This is a genomic window from Streptomyces sp. NPDC004051, assembly GCF_053604275.1.
This window is the reverse complement of sequence record NZ_JBSGHG010000018.1, coordinates 22,967-44,845: the sequence shown is the minus strand read 5'-3', so window position 1 is coordinate 44,845 and position 21,879 is coordinate 22,967. Positions and strand designations below refer to the sequence as shown.

20 protein-coding genes and 1 pseudogene are annotated in these 21,879 nt (G+C 73.1%); 12 read left to right on the top strand and 9 right to left on the bottom strand.

Annotation, left to right across the window (positions count from 1 at the left end):
- Positions 1–42: 42 nt before the first annotated feature.
- From ACWEQO_RS19825 to ACWEQO_RS19815, 3 genes are all read right to left on the bottom strand, one after another.
- Positions 43–552, bottom strand: coding sequence for a sugar kinase (locus ACWEQO_RS19825; protein ID WP_452984696.1), 510 nt, complete (start codon positions 550–552; stop codon positions 43–45).
- A 59-nt stretch (positions 553–611) separates the two neighbouring features.
- Complete coding sequence (locus ACWEQO_RS19820; protein WP_452984635.1) at positions 612–1,796, bottom strand: ROK family glucokinase; 1,185 nt, start codon at positions 1,794–1,796, stop codon at positions 612–614.
- Positions 1,797–2,079: 283 nt separating this feature from the next.
- On the bottom strand, positions 2,080–2,817 hold the full coding sequence (locus ACWEQO_RS19815; RefSeq protein WP_452984695.1) for a GntR family transcriptional regulator: 738 nt from the start codon (positions 2,815–2,817) through the stop codon (positions 2,080–2,082).
- A gap of 128 nt (positions 2,818–2,945) precedes the next feature.
- Between ACWEQO_RS19815 and ACWEQO_RS19810 the strand changes: the two genes are divergently transcribed.
- From ACWEQO_RS19810 to ACWEQO_RS19800, 3 genes and pseudogenes are all read left to right on the top strand, one after another.
- Positions 2,946–3,968 carry a Gfo/Idh/MocA family protein gene (locus ACWEQO_RS19810; RefSeq protein WP_361455710.1) on the top strand — a complete coding sequence of 341 codons (1,023 nt, stop codon included), beginning with the start codon at positions 2,946–2,948 and terminating at the stop codon, positions 3,966–3,968.
- A 106-nt stretch (positions 3,969–4,074) separates the two neighbouring features.
- Positions 4,075–4,935 carry a Cof-type HAD-IIB family hydrolase gene (locus ACWEQO_RS19805; protein WP_361455707.1) on the top strand — a complete coding sequence of 287 codons (861 nt, stop codon included), beginning with the start codon at positions 4,075–4,077 and terminating at the stop codon, positions 4,933–4,935.
- Between the two features lie 96 nt (positions 4,936–5,031).
- Positions 5,032–5,214, top strand: a pseudogene (locus ACWEQO_RS19800) (oxidoreductase); the annotation flags it as partial.
- A gap of 35 nt (positions 5,215–5,249) precedes the next feature.
- Here ACWEQO_RS19800 and alc read toward each other — a convergent pair.
- Both alc and allB read right to left on the bottom strand, forming a co-directional pair.
- A complete protein-coding gene (gene alc / locus ACWEQO_RS19795; protein ID WP_452984634.1) occupies positions 5,250–6,398 on the bottom strand; it encodes an allantoicase in 1,149 nt (382 codons plus the stop codon).
- 80 nt (positions 6,399–6,478) lie between these two features.
- On the bottom strand, positions 6,479–7,819 hold the full coding sequence (allB, locus tag ACWEQO_RS19790; RefSeq protein ID WP_452984633.1) for an allantoinase AllB: 1,341 nt from the start codon (positions 7,817–7,819) through the stop codon (positions 6,479–6,481).
- A gap of 256 nt (positions 7,820–8,075) precedes the next feature.
- On the opposite strand from allB, the gene ACWEQO_RS19785 reads away from it, so the two are divergent.
- Positions 8,076–8,882: an IclR family transcriptional regulator gene (locus ACWEQO_RS19785; RefSeq protein ID WP_452984632.1), complete on the top strand. Its 807-nt coding sequence runs from the start codon at positions 8,076–8,078 to the stop codon at positions 8,880–8,882.
- Positions 8,883–8,997: 115 nt separating this feature from the next.
- On the opposite strand, the gene ACWEQO_RS19780 is transcribed toward ACWEQO_RS19785, so the two are convergent.
- Positions 8,998–9,315 (bottom strand): DUF5955 family protein, encoded by a 318-nt coding sequence (locus tag ACWEQO_RS19780; RefSeq protein WP_361455695.1) that lies wholly within the window; start codon positions 9,313–9,315, stop codon positions 8,998–9,000.
- A 249-nt stretch (positions 9,316–9,564) separates the two neighbouring features.
- Here ACWEQO_RS19780 and ACWEQO_RS19775 point away from each other — a divergent pair, with 249 nt between their 5' ends.
- Both ACWEQO_RS19775 and aceB read left to right on the top strand, forming a co-directional pair.
- Positions 9,565–10,143: a nucleotidyltransferase family protein gene (locus tag ACWEQO_RS19775; RefSeq protein ID WP_452984694.1), complete on the top strand. Its 579-nt coding sequence runs from the start codon at positions 9,565–9,567 to the stop codon at positions 10,141–10,143.
- Positions 10,144–10,298: 155 nt separating this feature from the next.
- Positions 10,299–11,924: a malate synthase A gene (gene aceB / locus ACWEQO_RS19770; protein ID WP_452984631.1), complete on the top strand. Its 1,626-nt coding sequence runs from the start codon at positions 10,299–10,301 to the stop codon at positions 11,922–11,924.
- Positions 11,925–11,985: 61 nt separating this feature from the next.
- Here aceB and ACWEQO_RS19765 read toward each other — a convergent pair whose 3' ends face one another.
- The 3 genes from ACWEQO_RS19765 to ACWEQO_RS19755 form a co-directional block, all read right to left on the bottom strand.
- A complete protein-coding gene (locus tag ACWEQO_RS19765) occupies positions 11,986–12,900 on the bottom strand; it encodes a HipA family kinase (protein WP_452984693.1) in 915 nt (304 codons plus the stop codon).
- A gap of 147 nt (positions 12,901–13,047) precedes the next feature.
- Entirely contained in the window at positions 13,048–14,280 is a 1,233-nt protein-coding gene (locus ACWEQO_RS19760) for a PP2C family protein-serine/threonine phosphatase (RefSeq protein WP_452984692.1), read from the bottom strand.
- Between the two features lie 277 nt (positions 14,281–14,557).
- Complete coding sequence (locus ACWEQO_RS19755) at positions 14,558–15,823, bottom strand: MalY/PatB family protein (protein WP_452984630.1); 1,266 nt, start codon at positions 15,821–15,823, stop codon at positions 14,558–14,560.
- A 456-nt stretch (positions 15,824–16,279) separates the two neighbouring features.
- Between ACWEQO_RS19755 and ACWEQO_RS19750 the strand changes: the two genes are divergently transcribed.
- Genes ACWEQO_RS19750 through ACWEQO_RS19725 form a run of 6 tightly spaced genes read left to right on the top strand, consistent with a single transcriptional unit; the run spans position 16,280 to position 21,828 of the window.
- Entirely contained in the window at positions 16,280–17,464 is a 1,185-nt protein-coding gene (locus tag ACWEQO_RS19750) for a substrate-binding domain-containing protein (RefSeq protein WP_452984629.1), read from the top strand.
- 3 nt (positions 17,465–17,467) lie between these two features.
- Positions 17,468–18,208: an ABC transporter ATP-binding protein gene (locus ACWEQO_RS19745; RefSeq protein WP_361455680.1), complete on the top strand. Its 741-nt coding sequence runs from the start codon at positions 17,468–17,470 to the stop codon at positions 18,206–18,208.
- Positions 18,208–18,948: an ABC transporter ATP-binding protein gene (locus ACWEQO_RS19740; protein ID WP_361455677.1), complete on the top strand. Its 741-nt coding sequence runs from the start codon at positions 18,208–18,210 to the stop codon at positions 18,946–18,948. Before ACWEQO_RS19745 ends, ACWEQO_RS19740 begins: the two co-directional genes overlap by 1 nt.
- Entirely contained in the window at positions 18,948–19,874 is a 927-nt protein-coding gene (locus ACWEQO_RS19735; protein ID WP_452984628.1) for a branched-chain amino acid ABC transporter permease, read from the top strand. The genes ACWEQO_RS19740 and ACWEQO_RS19735 overlap by 1 nt, the downstream gene beginning before the upstream one ends.
- Positions 19,871–20,932 carry a branched-chain amino acid ABC transporter permease gene (locus ACWEQO_RS19730; protein ID WP_452984627.1) on the top strand — a complete coding sequence of 354 codons (1,062 nt, stop codon included), beginning with the start codon at positions 19,871–19,873 and terminating at the stop codon, positions 20,930–20,932. Before ACWEQO_RS19735 ends, ACWEQO_RS19730 begins: the two co-directional genes overlap by 4 nt.
- On the top strand, positions 20,929–21,828 hold the full coding sequence (locus ACWEQO_RS19725) for an alpha/beta fold hydrolase (protein WP_452984626.1): 900 nt from the start codon (positions 20,929–20,931) through the stop codon (positions 21,826–21,828). Before ACWEQO_RS19730 ends, ACWEQO_RS19725 begins: the two co-directional genes overlap by 4 nt.
- Positions 21,829–21,879: the final 51 nt, after the last annotated feature.

Here is a 21,879-nt window from a genome sequence, read left to right as displayed (position 1 = left end):
CCGGGCGGCCGGGGCGAGCGGGGGCGAGGGAGCTGCGCGGGGTCAGGGCACCGTCCGGGAGACGACGTACACCTTGGGAAAGCCCGGCTTGCCGTGGTTGACGACGACGTCGTGGGTCGGCGCGGGGTCCTTCTGCTCGTTGACGAACCCGTACCACAGACCGGGGCGGTCGAACTTCCAGCCGGTGACCTCCTGGTCACGGTCGCTGATGGTGATCTCGTCCCGCTTCAGTTCGTCCTGCTGCACCCCCATGCTGGTGAGGAACGCGCTCAGGCCGGCGTCGGTGGTCTCGAACTCGACGTAGAGGCGGCTGGTCTTCCAGTTGTTGGTCTCGTAGGACGCCACCCACCAGGCGGGGTGCGGGACCGGCACCTGGTAGAGGCGGCGCTGCAGCTTCGTCGGCCAGCCCTGGGTCAGGCTGTTGGCCGAGTACCTCGCCTCCTTGTCCTTGCCGCTCGCGCGGCTCTGGTTCGCGGAGATCACCAGGTACCCGGCCGGGACGCCGATGAGCAGCACGATGATCAGCAGGGTGAGCGCCCTGCGGCGGATCATGTGCCGGCGGTCCTCGGGCGGCCGGGGTCCGCCGGGGAGGCGGGTCTGCGGAGCAGCCGTCACGGCGTCTCCTGGGGGGTCCTGCGGGCCTCCGCGTACCGCTCGTAGCGCTCGTACCGTTCGACCCGGCGGCGCTTGGCGCGGCGGAAGCGGCGGGCGACCAGGCGGGCGAGGTCGGCGGCGCCCACCATGCCGGCCTCGGGGCCGAGCTGGGCGCGGACGATACGGGCCTCGGGGCGGTAGCCGCGGCCGGTGAGGTGGCGCTTGAAGGCGTCCCGCGCGGGGCCGATCAGCAGGTCGTCGGCGGCCGAGACCCCGCCGCCGATGACGAAGCAGGAGGGGTCGAGGGCGGCGGCGAGGTTGGCGATGCCGACGCCGAGCCACTGGCCGATGTCCTGGAGGAGCTCGATGCACATGGCGTCGCCCTCACGGGCCAGCTCGGTGATCATCGGGCCGCTGATCTCGGCGATGTTCCCTTTGACGTGCTCGATGATCCCGTAGGCGACCGGCGAGTCGGCGGCGGCCAGTTCGCGCGCCTCCCGGACCAGTGCGTTGCCGGAGCTGTACTGCTCCCAGCAGCCGCGGTTGCCGCAGGGACAGCGGTGGCCGCCGGGGACGACCTGCATGTGGCCGAACTCGCCGGCGACGCCGTACTTGCCGCGCTTGACCTGGCCGTCCTCGAGGATCGCGCCGCCGATGCCGGTGCCCAACGTGATCATCACGAGGTGGTCCTCGTCGCGCCCGGCGCCGAAGCGCCACTCGGCCCAGGCGGCGGAGTTGGCGTCGTTGTCGACCAGGACGGGGACGGCGAGGCGGCCGGCGAGCCGGTCGCGCAGCGGTTCGTTGCGCCAGGACAGGTGCGGGGCGAACAGCACGTGGTTGCGGTCGGCGTCGACCCAGCCGGCCGCGCCGATGCCGACCGCGTGCACGTCGTGCCGGTCGGACAGGTCCAGCACCAGTTCGACGATGGTGTCCTCGACGACTCTCGGGCTCTTCGACTTGTCCGGGGTCTCGGTGCGGAGCCGCTCCAGGATGTTGCCGTCGGCGTCGACGACGCCCGCCATCACTTTCGTGCCGCCGATGTCGATGCCGACGGTCGGTACGCGCGGTGCCGACAGGTGGGAGCGGCGTTCCCTGGTACCGACCGTGCGGAGCACGGGTGTACGGCGGGAGCCGACGGGGGCTGCGCCCGCCCGAGCGGAACTCAGCGTCCTGGGCAGTGTGAGGTCGCGGTAGGTGCTCATTGCCGCCGATTCTGCCTCACGGTGACCCGGGGGGACGTACTCGGGAGCAATGGCATCGCGTGACGCCTGCCGTTCCCGGGGCGATCGCGGCGGTCTCCGGTCGCCCACCGGCGGCCTCGGGCCCGGATCAACGCCCTCCTCCGCGCCCCGATCCGCACCCCGGACCTGCACCCCGATCCGCACCCCCGGACCCACATCCGGTCACATTGTCCGGACAATATGAGGAAGATCGGCTCACGTCACCCGGCGTTCACCGCGACGTTCCCGCCGGCTCGCACCGGCTTCACGGCCGCACCAGCAGCTGGAACTCGAACGAGTAGCGGCCGGGCCGGTAGGTGTGGGTGCCGAACTCCACGGCGCGTCCGGTGTCGTCGAAGGTGACGCGCTCCATGGTGAGCAGCGGGGCGCCCGTCTCCTCACCGAGCCGCTCGGCCTCGACGGCGCCGGCGGCGCGGGCGCCGATGGTCTGGCGGGCGCTGTGCAGGGTGATTCCGGCGGCCCGCATCAGCCGGTACAGGCCGGTGGCCTCCAACTGCCCGGTGTCCAGGTCGAGCAGCCCGGGCGGCAGGTAGTTGCACAGGTACGCGATCGGTTCGCCGTGCGCGAGCCGCAGCCGCTCGATCCGGTGCACCTCGCCCGCCTCGGCCACACCGAGGGCCGCGGCGATCTCGGCGGACGCGGGGACGACCGTGTTGACCAGGACCTTCGTGGCCGGGCGCTGGCCCGCCGCCTCCAGGTCGTCGTAGAGGCTGCTGAGTTCCAGGGGGCGCTTGACCTGGCTGTGCACCACCTGGGTGCCCACTCCCCGCCGCCGCACCAGCAGTCCCTTGTCGACGAGGGACTGGATGGCCTGACGGACCGTCGGCCGGGACAGGCCGAGCCGGCCGGCGAGTTCGATCTCGTTGCCCAGCAGGCTCCCCGGGGTCAGCCTGCCGTGCTCGATGGCGGCCTCCAACTGCTGGGCGAGCTGGAAGTACAGCGGTACGGGGGAGCCGCGGTCCACGCTCAGCTCCAGCTGCACGGTCGGGTCCACTCCTGGTTTCGGCACGGGCCGAGCGTAGTCCCACGCGTGGTTGACGGGAAGTCGTGTAGTTCGGTTGTCCGGACATGTGGATTGACAGGGAGGGGCGCGGGCCCCAGGTTGTTCCCATGCGCATCGGGGTCATCGGTACGGGCCGCATCGGCACCATTCACGCCCACACACTCAGCAGGCACCGCGACGTCGGTTCCCTGATCCTCACGGACGCGGAACCGGCCCGGGCCCAGGCACTCGCCCAGCGGCTCGGCGAGACGGCGGCGCCCGGGGTGGACGAGATCTACACCTGGGGGGTGGACGCCCTGGTGATCACGACGGCCACGTCCGCCCACGCCGAACTCATCGGCCGGGCGGCCCGCTCGGGGCTGCCGGTGTTCTGCGAGAAGCCCATCGCCCTGGACCTGGCCGGGACGTTACAGGCGGTCACGGAGGTCGAGGCGGCCGGGACCGTGCTCCAGATGGGTTTCCAGCGCCGGTTCGACCCGGGCTACCTGGGCGCGCGCGAGGCGGTGCGCTCGGGACGGCTGGGCCGGCTGCACACCGTACGGGCCATGAGCAGCGACCCGGAACCGCCGCCGGCCGCGTATCTGCCGCAGTCCGGCGGGCTGTACCGGGACACCCTGATCCACGACTTCGACCTCGTGCGCTGGGTGACCGGCCGGGAGGTCGTGGAGGTCTGCGCCACCGGCTCCGACGCCGGTCCGGCCATGTTCCGCGAGGCGGGCGACGTGGACACCGGCGCGGCGCTGCTCACCCTCGACGACGGCACGCTCGCCGCCCTCACCGCGACGCGGATGAACGGGGCGGGCTACGACGTGCGCATGGAGCTGGCCGGGGAGCTGGACCAGATCGTGGTCGGGCTCGACGAGCGCACGCCGATCGCGTCCACCGAGCCGACCGGGCCGCCGGCCGCGGACAAGCCGTGGACCGGTTTCGTGGAGCGCTTCGGGCCCGCGTACGAGGCGGAGCTGATCGCGTTCGTCGAGGTGGTGCGGGGTGAGCGGGCCAACCCCTGCGACGGGCGCGAGGCCCTGCAGGCGCTGCGCGTCGCGGAGGCGTGCGAGGTGTCCCGGCGGGAGCGCAGGGCGGTACGGCTGATGGAGATCGCGGGCGGGCCGGCCTCGCCCTTCGGCTGAGGCCGGGGGCCCCTGAGCGTGCCGACGGGTTGGGCAAGGGTCCTTACTAGAATGGGTGCACGGCCCCGCCGGAACCGTCCCCGAAGATGCAGAACAGGACCCGTCCATGACCGCGCCCACCGCGTCCGCCGCCCTCCCCCACCTGCCCGGTGCGCCGGTCGACATCAGGCTCGTCGTCACCGACATGGACGGCACCCTCCTGGACGACGCCGGGAATCCGCCGCGGCGGCTGCGCCGGACGGTGGCGCGGCTGCGCGAGCGCGGGGTGCTGTTCAGTCCGGCGAGCGGCCGCCAGTACGCCACCCTCGCCCGCCTGTTCGAGGGCTTCGACGACGGCATGGTCTTCATCGCGGAGAACGGCACCCAGGTGGTCCGCGACGGCGTCGAGCTGGCCTCCGACCCGCTGGACCCCGCCGTCGCCGCCCGGCTCGTCAGGACGGTGCGCCGGCTCGCGGACGACGGCACGGACGTCGGCGTCGTCGTCTGCGGCAAGCGCCACGCCTACACCGAGCGCACCGACGCGGCCTTCCTCGCCAAGGTCGAGCAGTACTACGTCGCCCACCGGAACGTCGCGGACGCCACCGCCGTCGACGACGAGATCAACAAGATCGCGATATTCGGTTTCGCCCCCGCGGCCCGCACCGTCGCACCGGCCCTGTCCGAGTTCACCTCCACCCATCAGGTCGTCGTCTCCAGCGAGCACTGGGTCGACGTGATGAACCGGACCGCCCACAAGGGCGCCGCCCTGCGCCGCGTCCAGCGGGAGCTGGGCATCACCCCGGCCCAGACGCTGGTGTTCGGCGACTACCTCAACGACCTGGAGATGCTCGACGCCGCCGAGTGGTCCTTCGCCATGGCCAACGCCCACCCCGAGGTCCTGGCCCGCGCCCGCCACGTCGCCCCGTCCAACAACGAGGACGGCGTCCTGCGCACGATCGAACGGCTGCTCGCCCTGCCCGGCGAGTGATGTCACGGCGCCTCGGGACTCCCAGACGTTCTCCGGGCAGAGCGGCCGGCGCCAAAGGCGGCCCCGACGTCGATGTCCGTCGGCCGCCGGCGCCTCCCGGGGCCGATGGACACCGACCTGAACCCGGCGGACGGCCCGCACGCCCCCGGTCGGGCGGCGATGACCGCCGTGGTCCGCTTCGGCACCGCCGACGAGGTGGCCACCGCCATCGCCCACCTGGCCGTCGCCGCCTGCGTCACCGGTGCGGAGTTCGCGGTGGACGGCGGCCACGCGGCATGACGTGCTGCCCCGGCGGGCTCGGCGGGGCTCGGCTGTCAGCCTTCCGGTTCCCGGTGGCGGGCGGCCAGGGCGGCCAGGGCGGCCGAGCCCCGTTCGGTCAGCGAGCCGAACAGGCGCAGCCGGGAGATGCCGCCGTCGGGGAAGACGTCCACGCGCGCGTGCGTACCGATCGCCGGGGCGGGGAGGACGAAGCGGTGGTCGGTGTCGGGCTGGAGGCGGGTACGGGGCAGGATCTCCCGCCAGCCGTCGGCCGCGCCGCCCTCGGCGTCCCGTACCGACACCGAGGCCCAGCCGGCGCTGTTGCCCTTCAGGTACGCCGTGTCGATCTCGAGGGCGCGGATCAGCGCCTGGCCGGTGAGCCGGTAGCGGATCCAGTCGTGGCCCCGGTCCCGGCGGCGCCGGGTCTCCCAGCCGTCGTCCATCGCGCGGGAGCGGCCGGGCCGGATGGTGTTCGCGGCCGGTGAGTAGAAGCGGTCGGACGCGTCCTCGACCCGGCCGCCGTTCTCCAGGGCGACGACGTCGAAGGTGCCCAGGGCCTCCAGCCACCCCGGGTCCGGCACCACGTCGCCGTACACGCGCAGGCGCGCGATGCCGCCGTCCGGGTACTGGGACAGCCGCAGGTGGGTGAGGCGCCGCTCGACCGGGACGGCGAAGCCGTTGGCGGCGTGGCCGCCCACCGGGGTGCGCGGCACCAGCGTCGTCCACGTCACCCCGTCCGAGAGCAGTTCCTCCGGTGCCGGGGAGCCGGGCACCGAGGCGCCCTCGACCGACACGGCCCGGGGGTGGTTGCCGCGGAAGTGGGCGGTGTCGACGACGATGCCGCGGACGACTCCGGGCACGCCGAGGCGGATCAGCGCCCAGTCGTGGTCCTCGGCCGCCGGCCAGGGCTGCTCGGCGGAGGGGCCGCGGCGGCGCCGGGTCTCCCAGCCGTCCATGATCTTGCCCTTGTGCCCGAAGCTCTCCGGGTCGAACAGGGGGCGCTCGGGCAGCAGCAGGTTCTCGCGCTGGGCGAAGAACTCGTCGTTGGCGGCGACGACACCGGCGCCGAGCCCACGGTCGGCGAGATCGGTGAGGCCGTCGAAGGGGAAGGCGGCGGTGCGGTAGTCCGCGTACGGGTCACCGCCGCCGTAGGGGGCCGCATGGCCGCTGAAGCGGGGCAACGGGGAGGGGTGCTGCGCCGTCACGGTGGTCCGATCCTGCCTTTCGGGGTGGGGAGCCGGAAGTCCGAGGTCGACCGGAATCCGACGCAGGGTGGCGGCCGGCCTCAGGGGGTGCGGGTGAGCAGGCGGCCCTCGGGGTCGGCGAACTCGCCGTCGGTCATGACGCACCGGCCGCGCAGCCAGGTGGACTTCACCACTCCGTACAGGGTCCTGCCCGCGTACGCCGTCACCGGGTTGCGGTGCTGGAGCGCTTCGGGGTCGACGGTGAAGGTCTCCTCGGGGGCGAGGACGGCGAAGTCGGCGTCGCGGCCGGGCGCTATGGCGCCCTTGCGGGTGCCGAGGCCGACCAGTTCCGCCGTGCGCGTCGACATCCAGCGCACGACGTCCTCCAGGCCGTGGCCCCGTCCGCGGGCCTCGGTCCAGACGACGGGCAGGCCGAGCTGGAGGCCGGAGATGCCGCCCCAGGCGGTGGCGAAGTCGGCGGTCTTGAGGTCGGCGGTGGCCGGGGAGTGATCGGTGACCACGCAGTCGATGACGCCGTCCGTCAGAGCCCGCCAGAGCGGCTCCCGGTTGGCGGCTTCGCGGATGGGCGGGCAGCACTTGAACTCGCCGGCGCCGTCCGGGACCTCCTCGGCGGTGAGCGTCAGGTAGTGGGGGCATGTCTCGACGGTGACGCGCACCCCGTCCGCCTTGGCCTCGGCGATCAGCGGCAGCGCGTCGCTCGAGGAGAGGTGCAGGATGTGCACGCGCGCGTCGAGGCGCCTCGCCTGCGCGAGGAGCAGGGCGACGGCGGTGTCCTCGGCGTCGCGCGGACGGGAGGCGAGGAAGTCGGCGTACCTCGGGCCGCCGCACCGCGGGGCGGCGGCCAGGCGGCCCGGGTCCTCGGCGTGCACGATCAGCAGCCCGTCGAAGGCGGCGATCTCCGCCAGGGTGCGGGCCAGTCGCTCCGGACCGAGGTGCGGGAACTCGTCGACGCCGGACGGCGACAGGAACGCCTTGAAGCCGAAGACCCCCGCCTCGTACAGCGGGCGCAGCTCCAAGGCGTTGCCGGGCAGGGCGCCGCCCCAGAAGCCGACGTCGACATGGGCCCGGCTCGCGGCGGCCCGCTGCTTGGTGCGCAGGTGACCGGCGGTCGTCGTCGGCGGGAGGGAGTTGAGCGGCATGTCGACGAGCGTGGTGATGCCGCCGGCCGCCGCCGCGCGGGTGGCGGTCCAGAAGCCCTCCCACTCGGTACGGCCCGGATCGTTGACGTGCACATGGGTGTCGACCAGGCCGGGCAGCAAAACATCGTCGCCGAGGTCCGTCAGGCGGGCCACCTCGGGGAGGGGCGCCTCGTACGGCAGAACGGCCGTGATGCTGCCGTCGGCGACCACGACCGACGCGGCCCGCGTCCCCTCGGGAGTGACGACGCGCGTCGAGCGCAGCACCCGTTCGGTGTCGGACACCCGTGTCCGCCTCCCCTCCACCGGCGCGCATCCCGGGAGTTCAACTTTCTGTTGAAGGAGTCTTCACTCCCCCTCCCGCACCGTCAAGGGGCACACTGCCCGGACGGCAGCCGACGACCGCTCCCTGAATCTTCCCAGGAAGCGGAATTAGACTTCCGCAAAACGGAATGAAGTGACACGCCATCGGGCGGCTACCGGCCGCCGGGTAGGCTTCGCCCTTCCCGCAGCCCCCAGCAGCCCTGAAAGGAAACGCGCCGTGCCGACGTCCAGCGCCAGCACCAACGGCTCCGTCCGGTCCGCCTCCGGCGGCGGGGTCCAGTCCCTCGAGCGCGCCTTCGACCTGCTCGAAAGGATGGCGGACGCGGGCGGCGAGGTCGGGCTCAGCGAACTGTCGGCGAGCAGCGGGCTGCCCCTGCCGACCATCCACCGTCTGATGCGCACCCTCGTCGCATGCGGTTATGTGCGCCAGCAGCCCAACCGCCGTTACGCGCTCGGTCCGCGCCTGATCAGGCTCGGCGAGTCCTCCTCCCGGCTGCTGGGCAGCTGGGCCCGCCCGTTCCTGGCCCGGCTGGTGGAGGAGACGGGCGAGACGGCGAACATGGCGCTGCTCGACGGGGACGAGGTCGTGTACGTCGCGCAGGTGCCCTCCAAGCATTCCATGCGGATGTTCACCGAGGTCGGCCGGCGCGTCCTGCCGCACTCCACCGGGGTGGGCAAGGCCCTGCTGGCCGGTTTCCCGCCGAAGGACGTGCGGGCCCTGCTCGCCCGTACCGGGATGCCCGCCGCGACGGACCGGACCATCACCACGCCGGAGGGCTTCCTGGCGGCGCTCGACGAGGTGCGCCGCCGGGGCTACGCCATCGACGACAACGAGCAGGAGATCGGCGTGCGCTGCCTCGCCGTCCCGGTGCCCGATTCCCCCACCGCCGCGGCCATCTCGGTCTCCGGCCCCTCGGGGCGGCTCACGGAGGCGGCCACGGAACGGATCGTGCCGGTGCTCCAGCAGGTGGCCGGGGAACTCTCCGAGGTGCTCACCGCTCCGGGCGGCGGCCCGACGCTCTGACCGGTCCGGCCGCCCGGTCCGGTCACCGAACCCGGCCACCGGGCGGACACGCCGTCCCTCGGCCTCAGCGCCCGCGCACGCCCCCCTTTCTGAGGGTGCGTCGCACGTCCGTTCGTCAGTCCCGGGGTGACGGCCCGAACAGCTCCACCGCCTCCCGCACCTCCCGCAGCCCCGGGCCCAGCGCGCTCACCGAACCGATCGCGCCGGCGATCAGCAGCAGGGAACGGCGCAGCCGGGGGACCTCGAGGCCGCCGTCCGCCACCAGGGCGTCCAGGGCGGCCAGCTCCTCCTCCGCGATGCTCCGATCAGCGAACTCCGCTGGATGAGCCGCGAGTCGGCGCCGCAGTCGGGACACGGCGGAGCGCAGCTCCACCGCCCGCGGATCGTCCTGACGACTGTCGCTCGCACGCCTTTTCTCTACGCTCCGCACCACAGTCCTCCCCCTCACGCACCGCTGCGCGCCTCTCCCCACCGGCCTCGCGCCCCGTCGCCGGTGCGCGCCAGTAAACGCCACCCCGCCCCCTCCGCGCCAGTCCGCTGCGTCATCGGAGTGCTCCACAGCGTGACATCGCGCCGTACGGACACCCGGCGACGGGTGCGGTATGCAGGGTCCGTGACGACATCGGGAACACACGGGAGGAGCCCGGACACCGGGCGGGCGGCCCCGGAACGGGTCGTGGGACTGCTGCTCGCGGCGGGCGGCGGGCGACGGCTGGGCGGACGCCCCAAGGCACTGCTGACGCACCGGGGACGACCGCTGGTGGAGCACGCCGTACGGTCCCTGCGCGAGGGCGGCTGCGAGCGCGTCCACGTGGTGCTCGGCGCGGGGGCGGACGAGGTGCGCGCGCGTGCCTCACTGCCGGGCTGCGTGCTCGTCGGCAACCCCGCGTGGGAGCAGGGCATGGGCTCGTCCCTGCGGGCCGGGCTCACCTCGCTGACCGGCACGGACGCACAGGCCGCGCTGGTCCTGCTGGTCGACCAGCCCGGGATCGGGCCGGGGGCGGTCGCGCGGGTGCTCGGCGCGCGCACGGCGCGAGAGCCGCGGGAGTCGCTCGCCGCGGCCGCCTACGCCGGCGTACGCGGTCACCCGGTCCTGTTCGGGTCCGCGCACTGGGCCGGTGTCGCCGCGACCGCGACCGGCGACCGGGGCGCGCGCGCCTACCTGCAGGAGCACGCGGACCGGATCACGCTCGTCGAGTGCGGGGACGTGGCCGAGCCCTACGACATCGACACGGAGGAGGACCTGGCCCGCCTCGAGTGAGGCCTCGCGTGAAGCCTCGGCTGCAGGAGGCGGCGCCCGGGCGCCGCCGCGCGGCCCGACCGGAAACCCCTCGACATCAACAAACCATTGAACTTCCACCATGAGGAAATTACTATCCACTGGCCAGAGCGCCCGCCCGAAGGAAGTGACAGCTGATGTCCGCACCAGCGCCGTTCCCGCTGGCCATCGTCGACGCCGAGCCCCTGCCCGGACAGGAGGAGGTCCTCACCGAGGCGGCCCTCGCCTTCGTGGCCGAGCTGCACCGGCGGTTCACCCCCCGGCGTGACGAACTCCTCGCCCGCCGCGCGGAGCGCCGTGCCGAGATCGCCCGCACCTCCACGCTCGACTTCCTCCCGGAGACGGCCGCCGTCCGCGCCGACGACTCCTGGAGGGTGGCCCCGGCCCCCGAGGCCCTGAACGACCGGCGCGTCGAGATCACCGGCCCCACCGACCGCAAGATGACCGTCAACGCCCTCAACTCGGGCGCGAAGGTCTGGCTCGCGGACTTCGAGGACGCCTCGGCGCCCACCTGGGAGAACGTGGTCCTCGGCCAGCTCAACCTGATCAACGCCTACACCCGGACCATCGACTTCACCGACGCGGTGTCCGGCAAGTCCTACGCCCTGCACCCGGCCGAGGAACTGGCGACGGTCGTCATGCGCCCGCGCGGCTGGCACCTGGACGAGCGGCACCTCTCCGCCCCGGACGGCACCCGGGTGCCCGGCGCCCTGGTCGACTTCGGGCTGTACTTCTTCCACAACGCCCAGCGCCTCATCGACCTCGGCAAGGGCCCGTACTTCTACCTCCCGAAGACGGAGTCCCATCTGGAAGCCCGCCTCTGGAACGACGTCTTCGTCTTCGCGCAGGACCACCTGGGCATCCCCCGGGGCACCGTCCGCGCCACCGTCCTCATCGAGACGATCACGGCCGCCTACGAGATGGAGGAGATCCTCTACGAACTGCGCGACCACGCCTCGGGGCTGAACGCGGGACGCTGGGACTACCTGTTCTCCATCATCAAGAACTTCCGTGACGGCGGCCCCGGGTTCGTCCTCCCGGACCGCAACGCGGTCACGATGACGGCCCCGTTCATGCGGGCGTACACCGAACTCCTCGTGCGCACCTGCCACAAGCGGGGCGCGCACGCGATCGGCGGCATGGCGGCCTTCATCCCGTCCCGCCGGGACCCGGAGGTCAACAAGGTCGCGTTCGAGAAGGTCCGCGCCGACAAGGACCGCGAGGCGAACGACGGCTTCGACGGTTCCTGGGTCGCCCACCCGGACCTGGTCCCGATCGCCATGGAGTCCTTCGACCGGGTGCTGGGCGACAGGCCGCACCAGAAGGACCGGCTGCGCGAGGACGTCGACGTCAGCGCCGCCGACCTGCTCGCGATCGGCTCCCTGGAGGCCAGGCCGACGTACGCGGGCCTGGTCAACGCCGTCCAGGTCGGCATCCGCTACATCGAGGCCTGGCTGCGCGGCACGGGCGCGGTCGCCATCTTCGGCCTGATGGAGGACGCGGCCACCGCCGAGATCTCCCGCTCCCAGATCTGGCAGTGGGTCGACGCGGGGGTCGTCCTCGACAACGGCGAGCAGGTCACCGCGGACCTGGTCCGCGGGGTGGCCGCCGAGGAACTGGCGGCCGTCCGCGCCGAGACCGGTAAGGAGGCCTTCGCGGCGGGCCACTGGCAGCAGGCCCACGACCTGCTCCTGAAGGTCTCCCTCGACGAGGACTACGCCGACTTCCTCACCCTGCCGGCGTACGAGCAGCTCCAGGGCTGACGCCCGCCGCGCGGCCCGCCACGGCGGGGCGGGCCGGAAGGCCTCCGGTCCGCCCCGCCGGTCATCCGAGATGCACCGACCAGTCCTGGGCCGCCTGCGGCTTGCCGTGCAGGTCGGGGACGCGCTTGAGCCAGTCCGGGCGGCCCTGCCGGGTCCGGGCCGCGCGGCGGGCGTTCTCCTCGGCCAGTTCCGCCGCGGCGGGGAAGTCGGTCGGCAGCCACGCCGCGGAGGCCCGCACGCGTGCGTGGAGGTACGCCACGTACGCCTCGCGGGCCTCGTCGGGCGTCGCGAAGTCCGGGTCGCCGGCCAGCCAGGCGTCGGGCACCTCGGCGGTGACGGCCCGCAGCAGTTCCTCGGTCACCCGGGGAGCCAGCTCGGCGTCGGCGGCGCGGACGTCGGGCGCGTGGCGGCCCAGGGCGTGGTGGCGGAAGTCGTAGGCCTTCGCCGGGTCGGAGGCGGCCCAGCGGTGGTGGAAGACGAGCGCGGCCCCGTGGTCGATGAGCCACAGGCGCGGCGGGGCGACGCCGAGCGTGGGCCAGACCATCAGGTTGGAGCTGTGCGTGGTCCGGTCCACGTTCACCGTGAGCGCGTCGAGCCAGACGATCCGCCCGGCCTCCACCGGATCGACGGGGAAGTCCTCGGCGAGTTCGGGCGTGAAGTCCCGCGCGCCCGGCAGGTAGTCCATGCCGAGGTTGGTCCCGGCGCTGACGGAGTGCAGCTCCCGCACCTCCTGGTGGGGCTCGCCGGCGGCGACCACCGGGTCGAAGTGGACCAGGACCAGCTCCGGGAAACGCAGCCCCAGGGCGCGGGCCAGCTCCCCGACGATCACCTCGGCGACCAGCGCCTTGCGCCCCTGCGCGGACCCCGTGAACTTCACGACGTAGGTGCCCAGGTCGTCGGCCTCGAACACCCCGGGCACGGAGCCGCCGGAGTGCAGGGGTGCGATGTAGCGGGTGGCGGTGACCTCTCTCAGCATTCTCCGAGGCCCCACAGCTCGTTCACCTTACGTTCCACGGTCGGCTCCCACGCGGTGCGGTGCGGTACGGCCCTCGCTTCCGGCCTCCGGCATGAAATGAGCATATTAACCGGACGTGGCAGCCGGGGAGGAAGGCCCAGCCGGTCCTCACCTGCTGTGGCTGACGCCGGTACGCGACGGGAGCCGCAGGGCGAGGAGGGCGAGGTCGTCGTGCCCGTCGCTCGGGTGCCGTTCGGCCAGAACCCGGCACAGCTCGTCGAGCGGCAACCCGTTGTGGACGGAGGCGAGGGCGGCGAGCTCGTCCAGGCACGCATCCAGGGACCGGTGCGGGTGCTCGACCAGACCGTCGGTGAACAGCAGCACCGTCTCGCCCGCCGTCAGCGGCCGGATGTGGTCGGGCCGCGGCAGCGCGTCGTCGACACCGAGGGGCAGGCCGGGTTCGGCGTCCAGATAGCGGGCGTGCCCGTCGGCGGAGACGGCCAGGGGAGGCAGGTGGCCGGCGGTGGACCAGTGCAGGCGCCAGCCGTCCCCCGCGGCTTCGACACGGGCGAGGCAGGCGGTGGTGACCGGGGCCTCGGTGATGGCGTGCAGGGTGTGGTCGAGCCGGTGCAGGACCAGACTGGGCGGGGTGCGGCGGTCGTAGAGCAGGGCGCGCAGCATGTTCCGGATCTGCGACATGGCCGCGGCGGCGGCCATGTCGTGGCCCAGCACGTCACCGACGATGACCGCGCAGCTGTCGTCCGGAAGCAGCAGGGCGTCGTACCAGTCACCGCCCAGGTGGTGCCCGGGGGCGGTGGCGGGCCGGTAGACCGCGGCCGCCGAGAAGGGTCCGAGATCGGGCAGCGTGGGCAGCAGCAGTCGCTGGAAGTGCTCCGCGGAGGCGCGGGTCTGCTCGAAGAGGCGGGCGTTCTCGATGGCGATGCCTGCCGCACCGGCCAGCGCGTTCACCACGGCCTCGTCCTCGTCGTCGAACGGCTCACCGTCGCGCCGGTCGCACAGGTACAGGTTGCCGTAGATCCGCCCGCGCACGCTGATCGCCACCCCGAGCAGGGTGCGCATCGGAGGGTGGCCCGGCGGGAAGCCGATGGAGTCCGGGTGGTTCGGCAGGTCCTGGACGCGCAGCGGCTCGGGATGGTGGATCAGGTGCCCGAGCAGGCCCCGGCCGTGCGGGAACTCGGAGCCGGCGAGGTCCGCGTACTCCTCGGCACTCAGGCCGAGGGGGATGAACTCCTGCAGGGCCGTGCCGTCCTCGCTCAGCACGCCCAGGGCGCCGTAGTGGGCGTCGACGAGTTCCATCGCGGTGCTCACGATCCGCCGCAGCACCACCGGCAGCTCCAGTTCCCGGCTGACGGACAGGAACGCGCCCAGCAGACCCTGCATGCGCCGCTGTGTCCTGGCCGGGTGGTCGGTCCGGTCGGTGCTGCGGCCCCTGTCCTCCTCCCCGAAGCGGGGGGACCCCGGGCGCCGTCGGCCGTCCTCCCGAGCCACGGCCATCCACCTCTCTTCGCACACCGGGCGTGGTACCTGAGTCACGCGCTCCAGAACATCGTGACCCGGCACCTCGGCTTCCGCATGCAGGCCGACTCCCGTGCGGCGGTGCTCGTCCGGGCGGCCGTCTCCGGCCGTGCCCGGTGTGCCGGCCCCTCGGTCCCCTCGATCACCCGCCGGCCCGGCCGGCGAGCACGCGTCCCATGCGGGCGAGCGCCTGGCGCAGGATCACCGGTGAGGTGGCGAAGTTGAGGCGTACGTGTCCCGCGCCGCCGGTGCCGAAGACGTGCCCGGAGCTGAGGGCGACGCGGGCCTCGTCCAGGAACATCCTCGCCGGTCCGGCGAGGTCGCTGACGATGCCCGGGCCGTCGGCCGGACCGTCGTCGTGCAGTGCGAGCCCGGTGCAGTCCAGCCAGGCGAGGTAGGTGCCCTGGGGCGGGACGTACCCCACGCCGGGAAGGTGTTCGTCGATCAGCCTGCCCAGCAGGCTCCGGTTGGCGTCGAGGCCGAGCAGGAGTTCGTCGAGCCAGTCGGCGCCGTCGCGGAACGCCGCGGTGTGGGCGAGGACGCCCAGGTGGCTGGGGCCGTGGCCGACCTCTTCGGGCATGCGCCGCAGATCGTCCGCGGCTTCGGTGCCGGCGACGGCCACGGCGGCCTTGAGGCCGGCCAGGTTCCACGCCTTGGACGCGGAGGTCAGGGCGAACCCGTTCTCGGAGCCGGGGACGTCGAGGAACGGTGTGAAGACGGCTCCTGGCAGCACCAGCGGGGCGTGGATCTCGTCGGAGACCACCCGGACACCGTGCCGGCGGGCGAGCGCGGCGATCGCCTCGAGCTCCGCGCGGGTGTGGACGACACCGGTCGGGTTGTGCGGGTTGCTCATCAGGAAGGCCGCGCGGCGGCCGTGGCGCCGTGCACGGGTGAACGCGTCCTCGAGTGCGGCCAGGTCGACCCGCAGGTCGGGGCCCAGGGGGGCCTCGACGACGTCCCGGCCGTCGTGCGCGAGGAACGCGTAGAACGGCGGGTAGACGGGTGAGCAGACGACGACCGCGTCGCCGGGGCCGGTGACGAGGCGGAGGATCTCGACGATGCCCAGCATGACGTCGGGCACGATCGCCGTGTTCTCCACCCGCAGGCCGTCCCACTTCCAGCGCTCGGCGGCGAAGCCCGCGAGGGCCTCCGCGTAGGCGGTGCCGTGCGGGTACCCGGTGTCTCCCAGGTCGACGGCCCGGTGCAGCGCGTCGGCGACGGCGGGTGCCAGGGGCACGTCCATCTCCGCCACCCAGAGCGGGAGGACGTCCGCGGGGTGCGTACGCCACTTCATGCTGGTGCGTTGCCGCAACTGCTCCAGGGAGAGCCGGACCAGCGGATCGGTGCGGCCGCCGTCACCGGACTCGGGCTCGGGCTCGGAGGGCGAGTGGTGCGTGGCCCCGGTCATGCGTAGCTCCCCTCGCCCGGGAGAACCGGGCCTGTGCGGTGCCGGTGTGATCGTCCTGCTGGACGGTACCCCGTTCTCCCCGCATACCGGTCGGAAGATCCGAATGATCGCATCGGAATCGAGCCAGCGGATCCGGGCTCGGTCGCCACCGGTAGTCACCACCGACAGGTGCCACCGACACAGCCGGACGGTGCCGCATGGGGGTGGGCCACATCGCGGCGTCCGGTTCGTCGTCGCCGACGCCGGCTGCCCCCGGTCGCCTCACCGCCACCGACAGTCCCGTCGACGGGCGTCACCGGTGGGCGCCACCGACACAGCCGGGCGGTGCCACATGGAGGTGAGCCACATTGTGGCGTCCAGGTGGCGTGAAACACACTGCCCGGACGTCGCTCAGGAACCGAGTCCGTGAGGAACCCCTGGGGCGTATCCGTCGTCGCATCGAGGAGCCGTACGGCCATGCGTAGATCCGTTTTCCTTTCCGCCACCGTGGTCGCGATCGCCGTCGCGTTCACCGCTTCCTGCTCCAGCCCGGGCAGCAACGCCGCCTCCGGGTCGAAGGAGGTGCGGGTCGCCCTCGTCACCTCCACCAGCGGGCCGCTGGCCTCCTACGGCGAGCAGTACCTGCAGGGCTTCGAAGCCGGCCTCGACCACGCCACCGAAGGCACCGGCGCCGTCGACGGCATCAAGATCACCGTGCTGAAGGACGACGACGCCGGTGATCCGGCCAAGGGCGTCTCCCTGGCCAAGAAGCGCATCGGCCAGGGGGTGCCGATCATCGCCGGCACCGCGGCCTCCGGGGTGGCCACCCAGATCGCCCCGGTGGCGGCGCAGAACAAGACGCTGTACATCAGCGGACCCGCGGCCACCGACGCGGTCACCGGCGTCAACCGCTACACCTTCCGCTCCGGACGTCAGACCTACCAGGACGTGACGACCGCCAAGCACATCCTGGGCGACTCCCGGGGCAAGAAGGTCGTCGTCCTGGCCCAGGACAGCGCCTTCGGGCAGGCCAACGCCGAGGCCGTCAAGGCCGTGCTGGGCACCGACGGCACCACGGTGACCTCGGTGCTGGCGCCGCCCAGCGCCACCGATCTGACCCCCGTGGCGAGCAAGGTCAAGGCGGCCGAACCGGACATGGTCTTCGTCGCCTGGGCGGGAGACACCGCCCAGTCGATGTGGTCCACCCTGGACCAGCAGGGCGTGCTGGACGCCGCCACCGTCGTCACCGGCCTGGACATCCGGGCCAGTTACCCGGTCTTCGGCAAGGCCCGCGAGAAGGTCACCCTGCTGGCCCACTACGTGCCCGAGGCCACCGGCACGCCGGAGGCCGAGGCCATGCGGGCGTACTTCGCGAAGAAGAAGTGGGACGAGGACCTGTTCTCGCCGGACGGCTTCAACGCCGCCCAGATGGTCGTCGAAGCCGTCAAGGCCGGTGGGGCGGACGGGGACACCGACGCCATGATCAAGGCCCTGGAGGGCTTCACCTTCTCCGGGGTCAAGGGGGAGAACACCGTCCGGGCGGGCGACCACGCGCTGCTGCAGCCCACCTTCCAGGCGAAGTTCGCCTCGGCCGACCACCCGGAGGTGTCGAAGACCTTCCCCGCCGAGCAGGTCGCGCCCGCCGAGAAGAAGATCGGCTGACGCATGACGCCCGTACTGCAACTGGACCGGCTCAGCTGGTCGGTCGGCGGAGCCACCATCATCGACGAGGTCTCCCTCGACGTGGGCGAGGGAGAATTGCTGGCCGTCATCGGCCCCAACGGAGCCGGAAAGACTTCCCTGTTCAATCTGGTCTCCGGCCTGACCTCTCCGACCGGCGGCACCATCCGCCTCGACGGTCACGCCGTCACCTCCCTGCCGCCGCACCGGCGCTCCCGCCGGGGCATCGGGCGGACCTTCCAGTCGTCCTCGGTCTTCTCCACCATGACGGTGGCCGAACACGTGGAGCTGGCCGCCCGCTCCGCCGGGGTGCGCCGCGTGAGCGCGGCCGACGTGACGGGGGTGCTGGCCCGGGTCCGCCTGGCCGACCGCGGCGCCGCTCTCGCGGCCGGCCTGTCCCACGGCGACAAACGCAAGCTCGAGCTGGCGATGCTCCTCGCGCCCACCCTCGCCGGGGGCTCGGCCGGAGCGCGGCTGATGCTGCTCGACGAGCCGATGGCGGGTGTGGCCGCGGAGGAGACCGGCGAACTCACCGACCTCATCCGCGCGTTGCACCGCGACGAGGGCCGGACCGTGATGCTCGTCGAGCACCACATGGAAGTGGTGCTCGGCCTGGCCGACCGGGTCGCCGTCATGCACCACGGGCGGCTGCTCGCCGCCGCGGCACCGGCCGAGGTCATGGCGAACGCGACCGTCCAGCAGGCCTACCTGGGAGACGAGCTCTGATGTCATCCCCACCGATCCTCACCGTCAGCGGCCTCGAGGTGGACATCGCCGGGTCGCACATCCTCAAGGGCGTCGGCTTCGACGTCCCGGCCTCCGGGGTGACCGCCCTGCTGGGGCGCAACGGCGTCGGCAAGACCACCACGATCCGCGCGGTCCTCGGGCTGCTGCCCGACGGCGGACGGGTGACCGCGGGCCGCGTCACCTTCGACGGCCACGACATCACCGCCGAGCCCACCCACCGCACGATCCGCCGCGGCATCGGCTACGCCCCCGAGGACCGCGGGATCTTCGCCGGCCTGACCGTGGCCGAGAACCTCGCCCTCGCCGAACGCCCGGGCAGCGCCCACCACTACGACCTCGTGCACGACCTGTTCCCCGAACTCGCCGCCCGCGGCGGCCAGCGCGCCGGCACCCTGTCCGGCGGCCAGCAGCAGATGGTCGCCCTCGCCCGGACCCTGCTCAACGACAACGCCCTGGTCGTCGTCGACGAACCCACCAAGGGCCTGGCTCCCCGCGTGGTCACCGAGGCCACCGAGGTCCTGGAGCGCGCCGCGCAGCGGGTGCCGCTCCTGCTCGTCGAACAGAACCTCGCCGTCGTCCGCCGACTGGCCCGCAGCGCCGTCGTGCTGGACGCCGGACAGGTGGTGCACACCGGTGACGCCCGCGAACTGCTCGCCGACGCGGAGCGGACGACCGCGCTGCTGGGCGTCGGCAGTCACTCGAGCAACGGAGCCGCCTGATGGACACCCTCGTCCTGCTCACCCTGACCGGTCTCGGTCTGGGCGCCCTGTACTTCCTCATCGCCTCCGGTCTGGCCCTGATCTTCGGGCTGATGGACGTGCTGAACTTCGCGCACGGCGCGTTCCTCACCGTCGCCGGCTACACCGCCTGGCGCACCGCCGAGACGGTCGGCGGGGTCCCGGGGCTGCTGCTGGCGGCCGTGGTGGGCACGGCCACCGGCCTCGCCCTGGCGGTGGTGGTGGAGCTGGTCCTCATCCGGCGGCTGTACGGCCGGGGCAGGAAGCAGATCCTGGTCACCGTCGGGCTCTCGCTGGCCGTTCCGGCGGCGGTGCAGACCTTCTGGGGCGCCGACGCCCGCACCTTCCCGGTGCCGGACGCGCTGAGCGGCACCGTCGGGGTGCTCGGCGCCCGGGTGCCCGTCAACCGCTTCCTGCTGATCGCGGTGGCGGTGCTCGTCCTCTTCGGCGTCCAGCTGTTCCTGTCCCGCACCCGCTACGGGCTCATCGTCCGCGCCGGGGTCGAGGACCGGGCGATGGTGACGGCGCTGGGCATCGACGTCACCCGGGCCTTCACCCTCGTCTTCGCGCTCGGCGGCGCCCTGGCGGGGCTCGCCGGCGTGCTGGGCGGAATCTACTTCGGCTCGCTCTCCCCTCATCAGGGGACCTCACTGCTCATCTTCGCCTTCGTCGTCGTGATCATCGGTGGTCTCGGCTCGATCCCCGGCGTCGCGCTGTCCGCGCTCAGCGTGGGCCTGGTGCAGCAGTACGCCAACTACTACGCGGGCGGTTACGGCGACCTCGCCGTCATCTTCCTGCTCGCCGCCGTGGTGCTGGCCCGGCCGCGGGCCGGCACCGACGCGCCGCTGCTGCGGCTGCGGCGCGCGCTCACCGCACACCGGGCACAGTCCGCAGGAGGCACGGCATGACCGACACCCGTACCCCGCGGGCGATCCCCGCCGCCGCACCGGTGAGGCAGCCGGCACCGCCGCGGGCCGGACGTCTGCGGCGGGCCCGGTCGGTGACCGTCCCGGCCGCCGTGCTGCTGGTGCTCGCGCTGCTGCCGTACTCGGCGGTGGAGATCCCCGTCCTCCTCGACGGCCCGGTCAACTCCCCGGGGTCACTGCAGCTGTTCGCGCTCTGCCTGGTCTTCGGCGCGCTCGCGCTCGGCTACGATCTGATGTTCGGCCGCACCGGGCTGCTCTCCTTCGGCCACGCCCTGTACATCGCCGGCGGCGCCTACGGCACGCAGCTGGCGATGGCCGAACTCGGTCTCGGTCTGCTGCCCGCGGCCCTGCTCACCCTGGCTCTCGGCACGGTGGCCGCCCTCGTCCTGGGCGCCATCTCGTTGCGCACGCTGGCCCTCGGCGGCGTCGGCTTCGCCATGGTCACCCTGGCCTTCGCGCAGGCGGGTGCGATCTGGGTGGAGCGCAACCCCGGCGGTCTCACCGGCGGCGAGGAGGGCCTGCCGCTGCACACCGACGGGGTGCCGGAAGCGCTGGTCGGCGTGCAGAACACCGCCCACGTCTACTGGCTCGCCCTCGGCTACCTGGCCCTGGTCGCCACCGTCGTGTGGATCGCCACCGCCCGCCCGGTCGGCCGCGTCTGGCAGGGGATCCGCGACAACGAGCAGCGCGTCGCGGTCCTCGGCCGCAGCCCGTTCGCCCACAAGCTCGGCGCCTTCACCCTCGCTTCCGCGCTCGCCCTGCTCGGCGGCGTGCTGCACCTCCTGGTCACCGCGGGCGCCACTCCGCACACCTCCACCTCGGAGTTCACGCTCACCCTGCTGGTCATGGCGGTGCTGGGCGGGAGCGGCACCCGCTGGGGGCCGATCGTCGGCGGGGTGCTCTTCACCTACCTCGACCAGCGGCTCGGCGGCTGGAACCTCGGTGTGGAGCCCATGCTGATCCTGGGTGTGCTCTTCGTCATCGCCGTCTACGCGGCCCCCGGCGGCATCGCCGCCCTGGGCCGGAGGAGGAGTCCGTGACCGCGCCCGCCCGAGGCATCGTGCAGAGTCTCACCGTCCCGGTGGACGGCGGTGAACTCGCCGTCACCCGGTGGCCGGGCGACGGCCCGCCGGTCATCGCGCTGCACGGCATCACCGCCAACTGCCTGGCCTTCACCGCCGTGGCCGAAGCGCTGCCCGAGGCCGACTTCTACGCTCCCGACCTGCGGGGCCGGGCCGCCAGCGCGGCTCTGCCCGGTCCGTACGGCCTGACCGCCCACGTCCGCGACACCCTCGCGCTGCTCGACCACCTCGGCCGGCGGCAGGCGGTGCTCCTCGGCCACTCCATGGGCGCTTTCGTCGCCGCCCTGGCCGCCGCCCGGCACCCGGAGCGCTTCCCGCGCGTGGTCCTGGTCGACGGCGGCCTGGGATTCCCCGCTCCCCCGGGCACCGACATCGACGCACTGCTCCAGGCCGTCATCGGCCCGGCGATGGACCGGCTGTCGATGACCTTCGAGGACCGGGAGGCCTACCTCGGGTTCTTCCGGGCCCACCCCGCACTCGCCCCGCACTGGAGCCCACAGCTGGCCGCCTACGTCGACCGCGACCTCACGGGCCGCTCGCCCGAGCTGCGCAGCAGCTGCGTACTCGACGCGGTGCGCGCGGACGGCGCCGGCGTGCTCGGTGACCCCGAGACCCTGGCCGCCGTCCACCAGCCGCAGGTGCACGGCACCCTGCTGTGGGCCGAACGCGGCCTGCTCGACGAACCGCAGGCCCTCTACGATCCGGGCCGTATCGCCGCGGCCGCCCTCGACCCCGACCGGATGCCCACCCGGTGCGTCGGCGGCACCAACCACTACTCGATCCTGTTCCCGCCGGCCGCCGGCGCAGTCGCGGCCGCCGTGCGGGCCTCGACGCACGGTTCGGGCGGGTGGTGAGGCGCGCCGGATGCGGGAGTCCGGCCGGCGGCCCCGTCTCACTTCACGCGG

Coding starts and splice junctions, on each gene's coding strand:
- ACWEQO_RS19825 (WP_452984696.1), bottom strand. CDS start 552: ATGATCCGCCGCAGGGCGCTCACCCTGCTGATCATCGTGCTGCTCATC.
- ACWEQO_RS19820 (WP_452984635.1), bottom strand. CDS start 1,796: ATGAGCACCTACCGCGACCTCACACTGCCCAGGACGCTGAGTTCCGCT.
- ACWEQO_RS19810 (WP_361455710.1), top strand. CDS start 2,946: ATGCGCATCGGGGTCATCGGTACGGGCCGCATCGGCACCATTCACGCC.
- ACWEQO_RS19805 (WP_361455707.1), top strand. CDS start 4,075: ATGACCGCGCCCACCGCGTCCGCCGCCCTCCCCCACCTGCCCGGTGCG.
- aceB (WP_452984631.1), top strand. CDS start 10,299: ATGTCCGCACCAGCGCCGTTCCCGCTGGCCATCGTCGACGCCGAGCCC.
- ACWEQO_RS19765 (WP_452984693.1), bottom strand. CDS start 12,900: ATGCTGAGAGAGGTCACCGCCACCCGCTACATCGCACCCCTGCACTCC.
- ACWEQO_RS19760 (WP_452984692.1), bottom strand. CDS start 14,280: ATGCAGGGTCTGCTGGGCGCGTTCCTGTCCGTCAGCCGGGAACTGGAG.
- ACWEQO_RS19755 (WP_452984630.1), bottom strand. CDS start 15,823: ATGACCGGGGCCACGCACCACTCGCCCTCCGAGCCCGAGCCCGAGTCC.
- ACWEQO_RS19750 (WP_452984629.1), top strand. CDS start 16,280: ATGCGTAGATCCGTTTTCCTTTCCGCCACCGTGGTCGCGATCGCCGTC.
- ACWEQO_RS19745 (WP_361455680.1), top strand. CDS start 17,468: ATGACGCCCGTACTGCAACTGGACCGGCTCAGCTGGTCGGTCGGCGGA.
- ACWEQO_RS19740 (WP_361455677.1), top strand. CDS start 18,208: ATGTCATCCCCACCGATCCTCACCGTCAGCGGCCTCGAGGTGGACATC.
- ACWEQO_RS19735 (WP_452984628.1), top strand. CDS start 18,948: ATGGACACCCTCGTCCTGCTCACCCTGACCGGTCTCGGTCTGGGCGCC.
- ACWEQO_RS19730 (WP_452984627.1), top strand. CDS start 19,871: ATGACCGACACCCGTACCCCGCGGGCGATCCCCGCCGCCGCACCGGTG.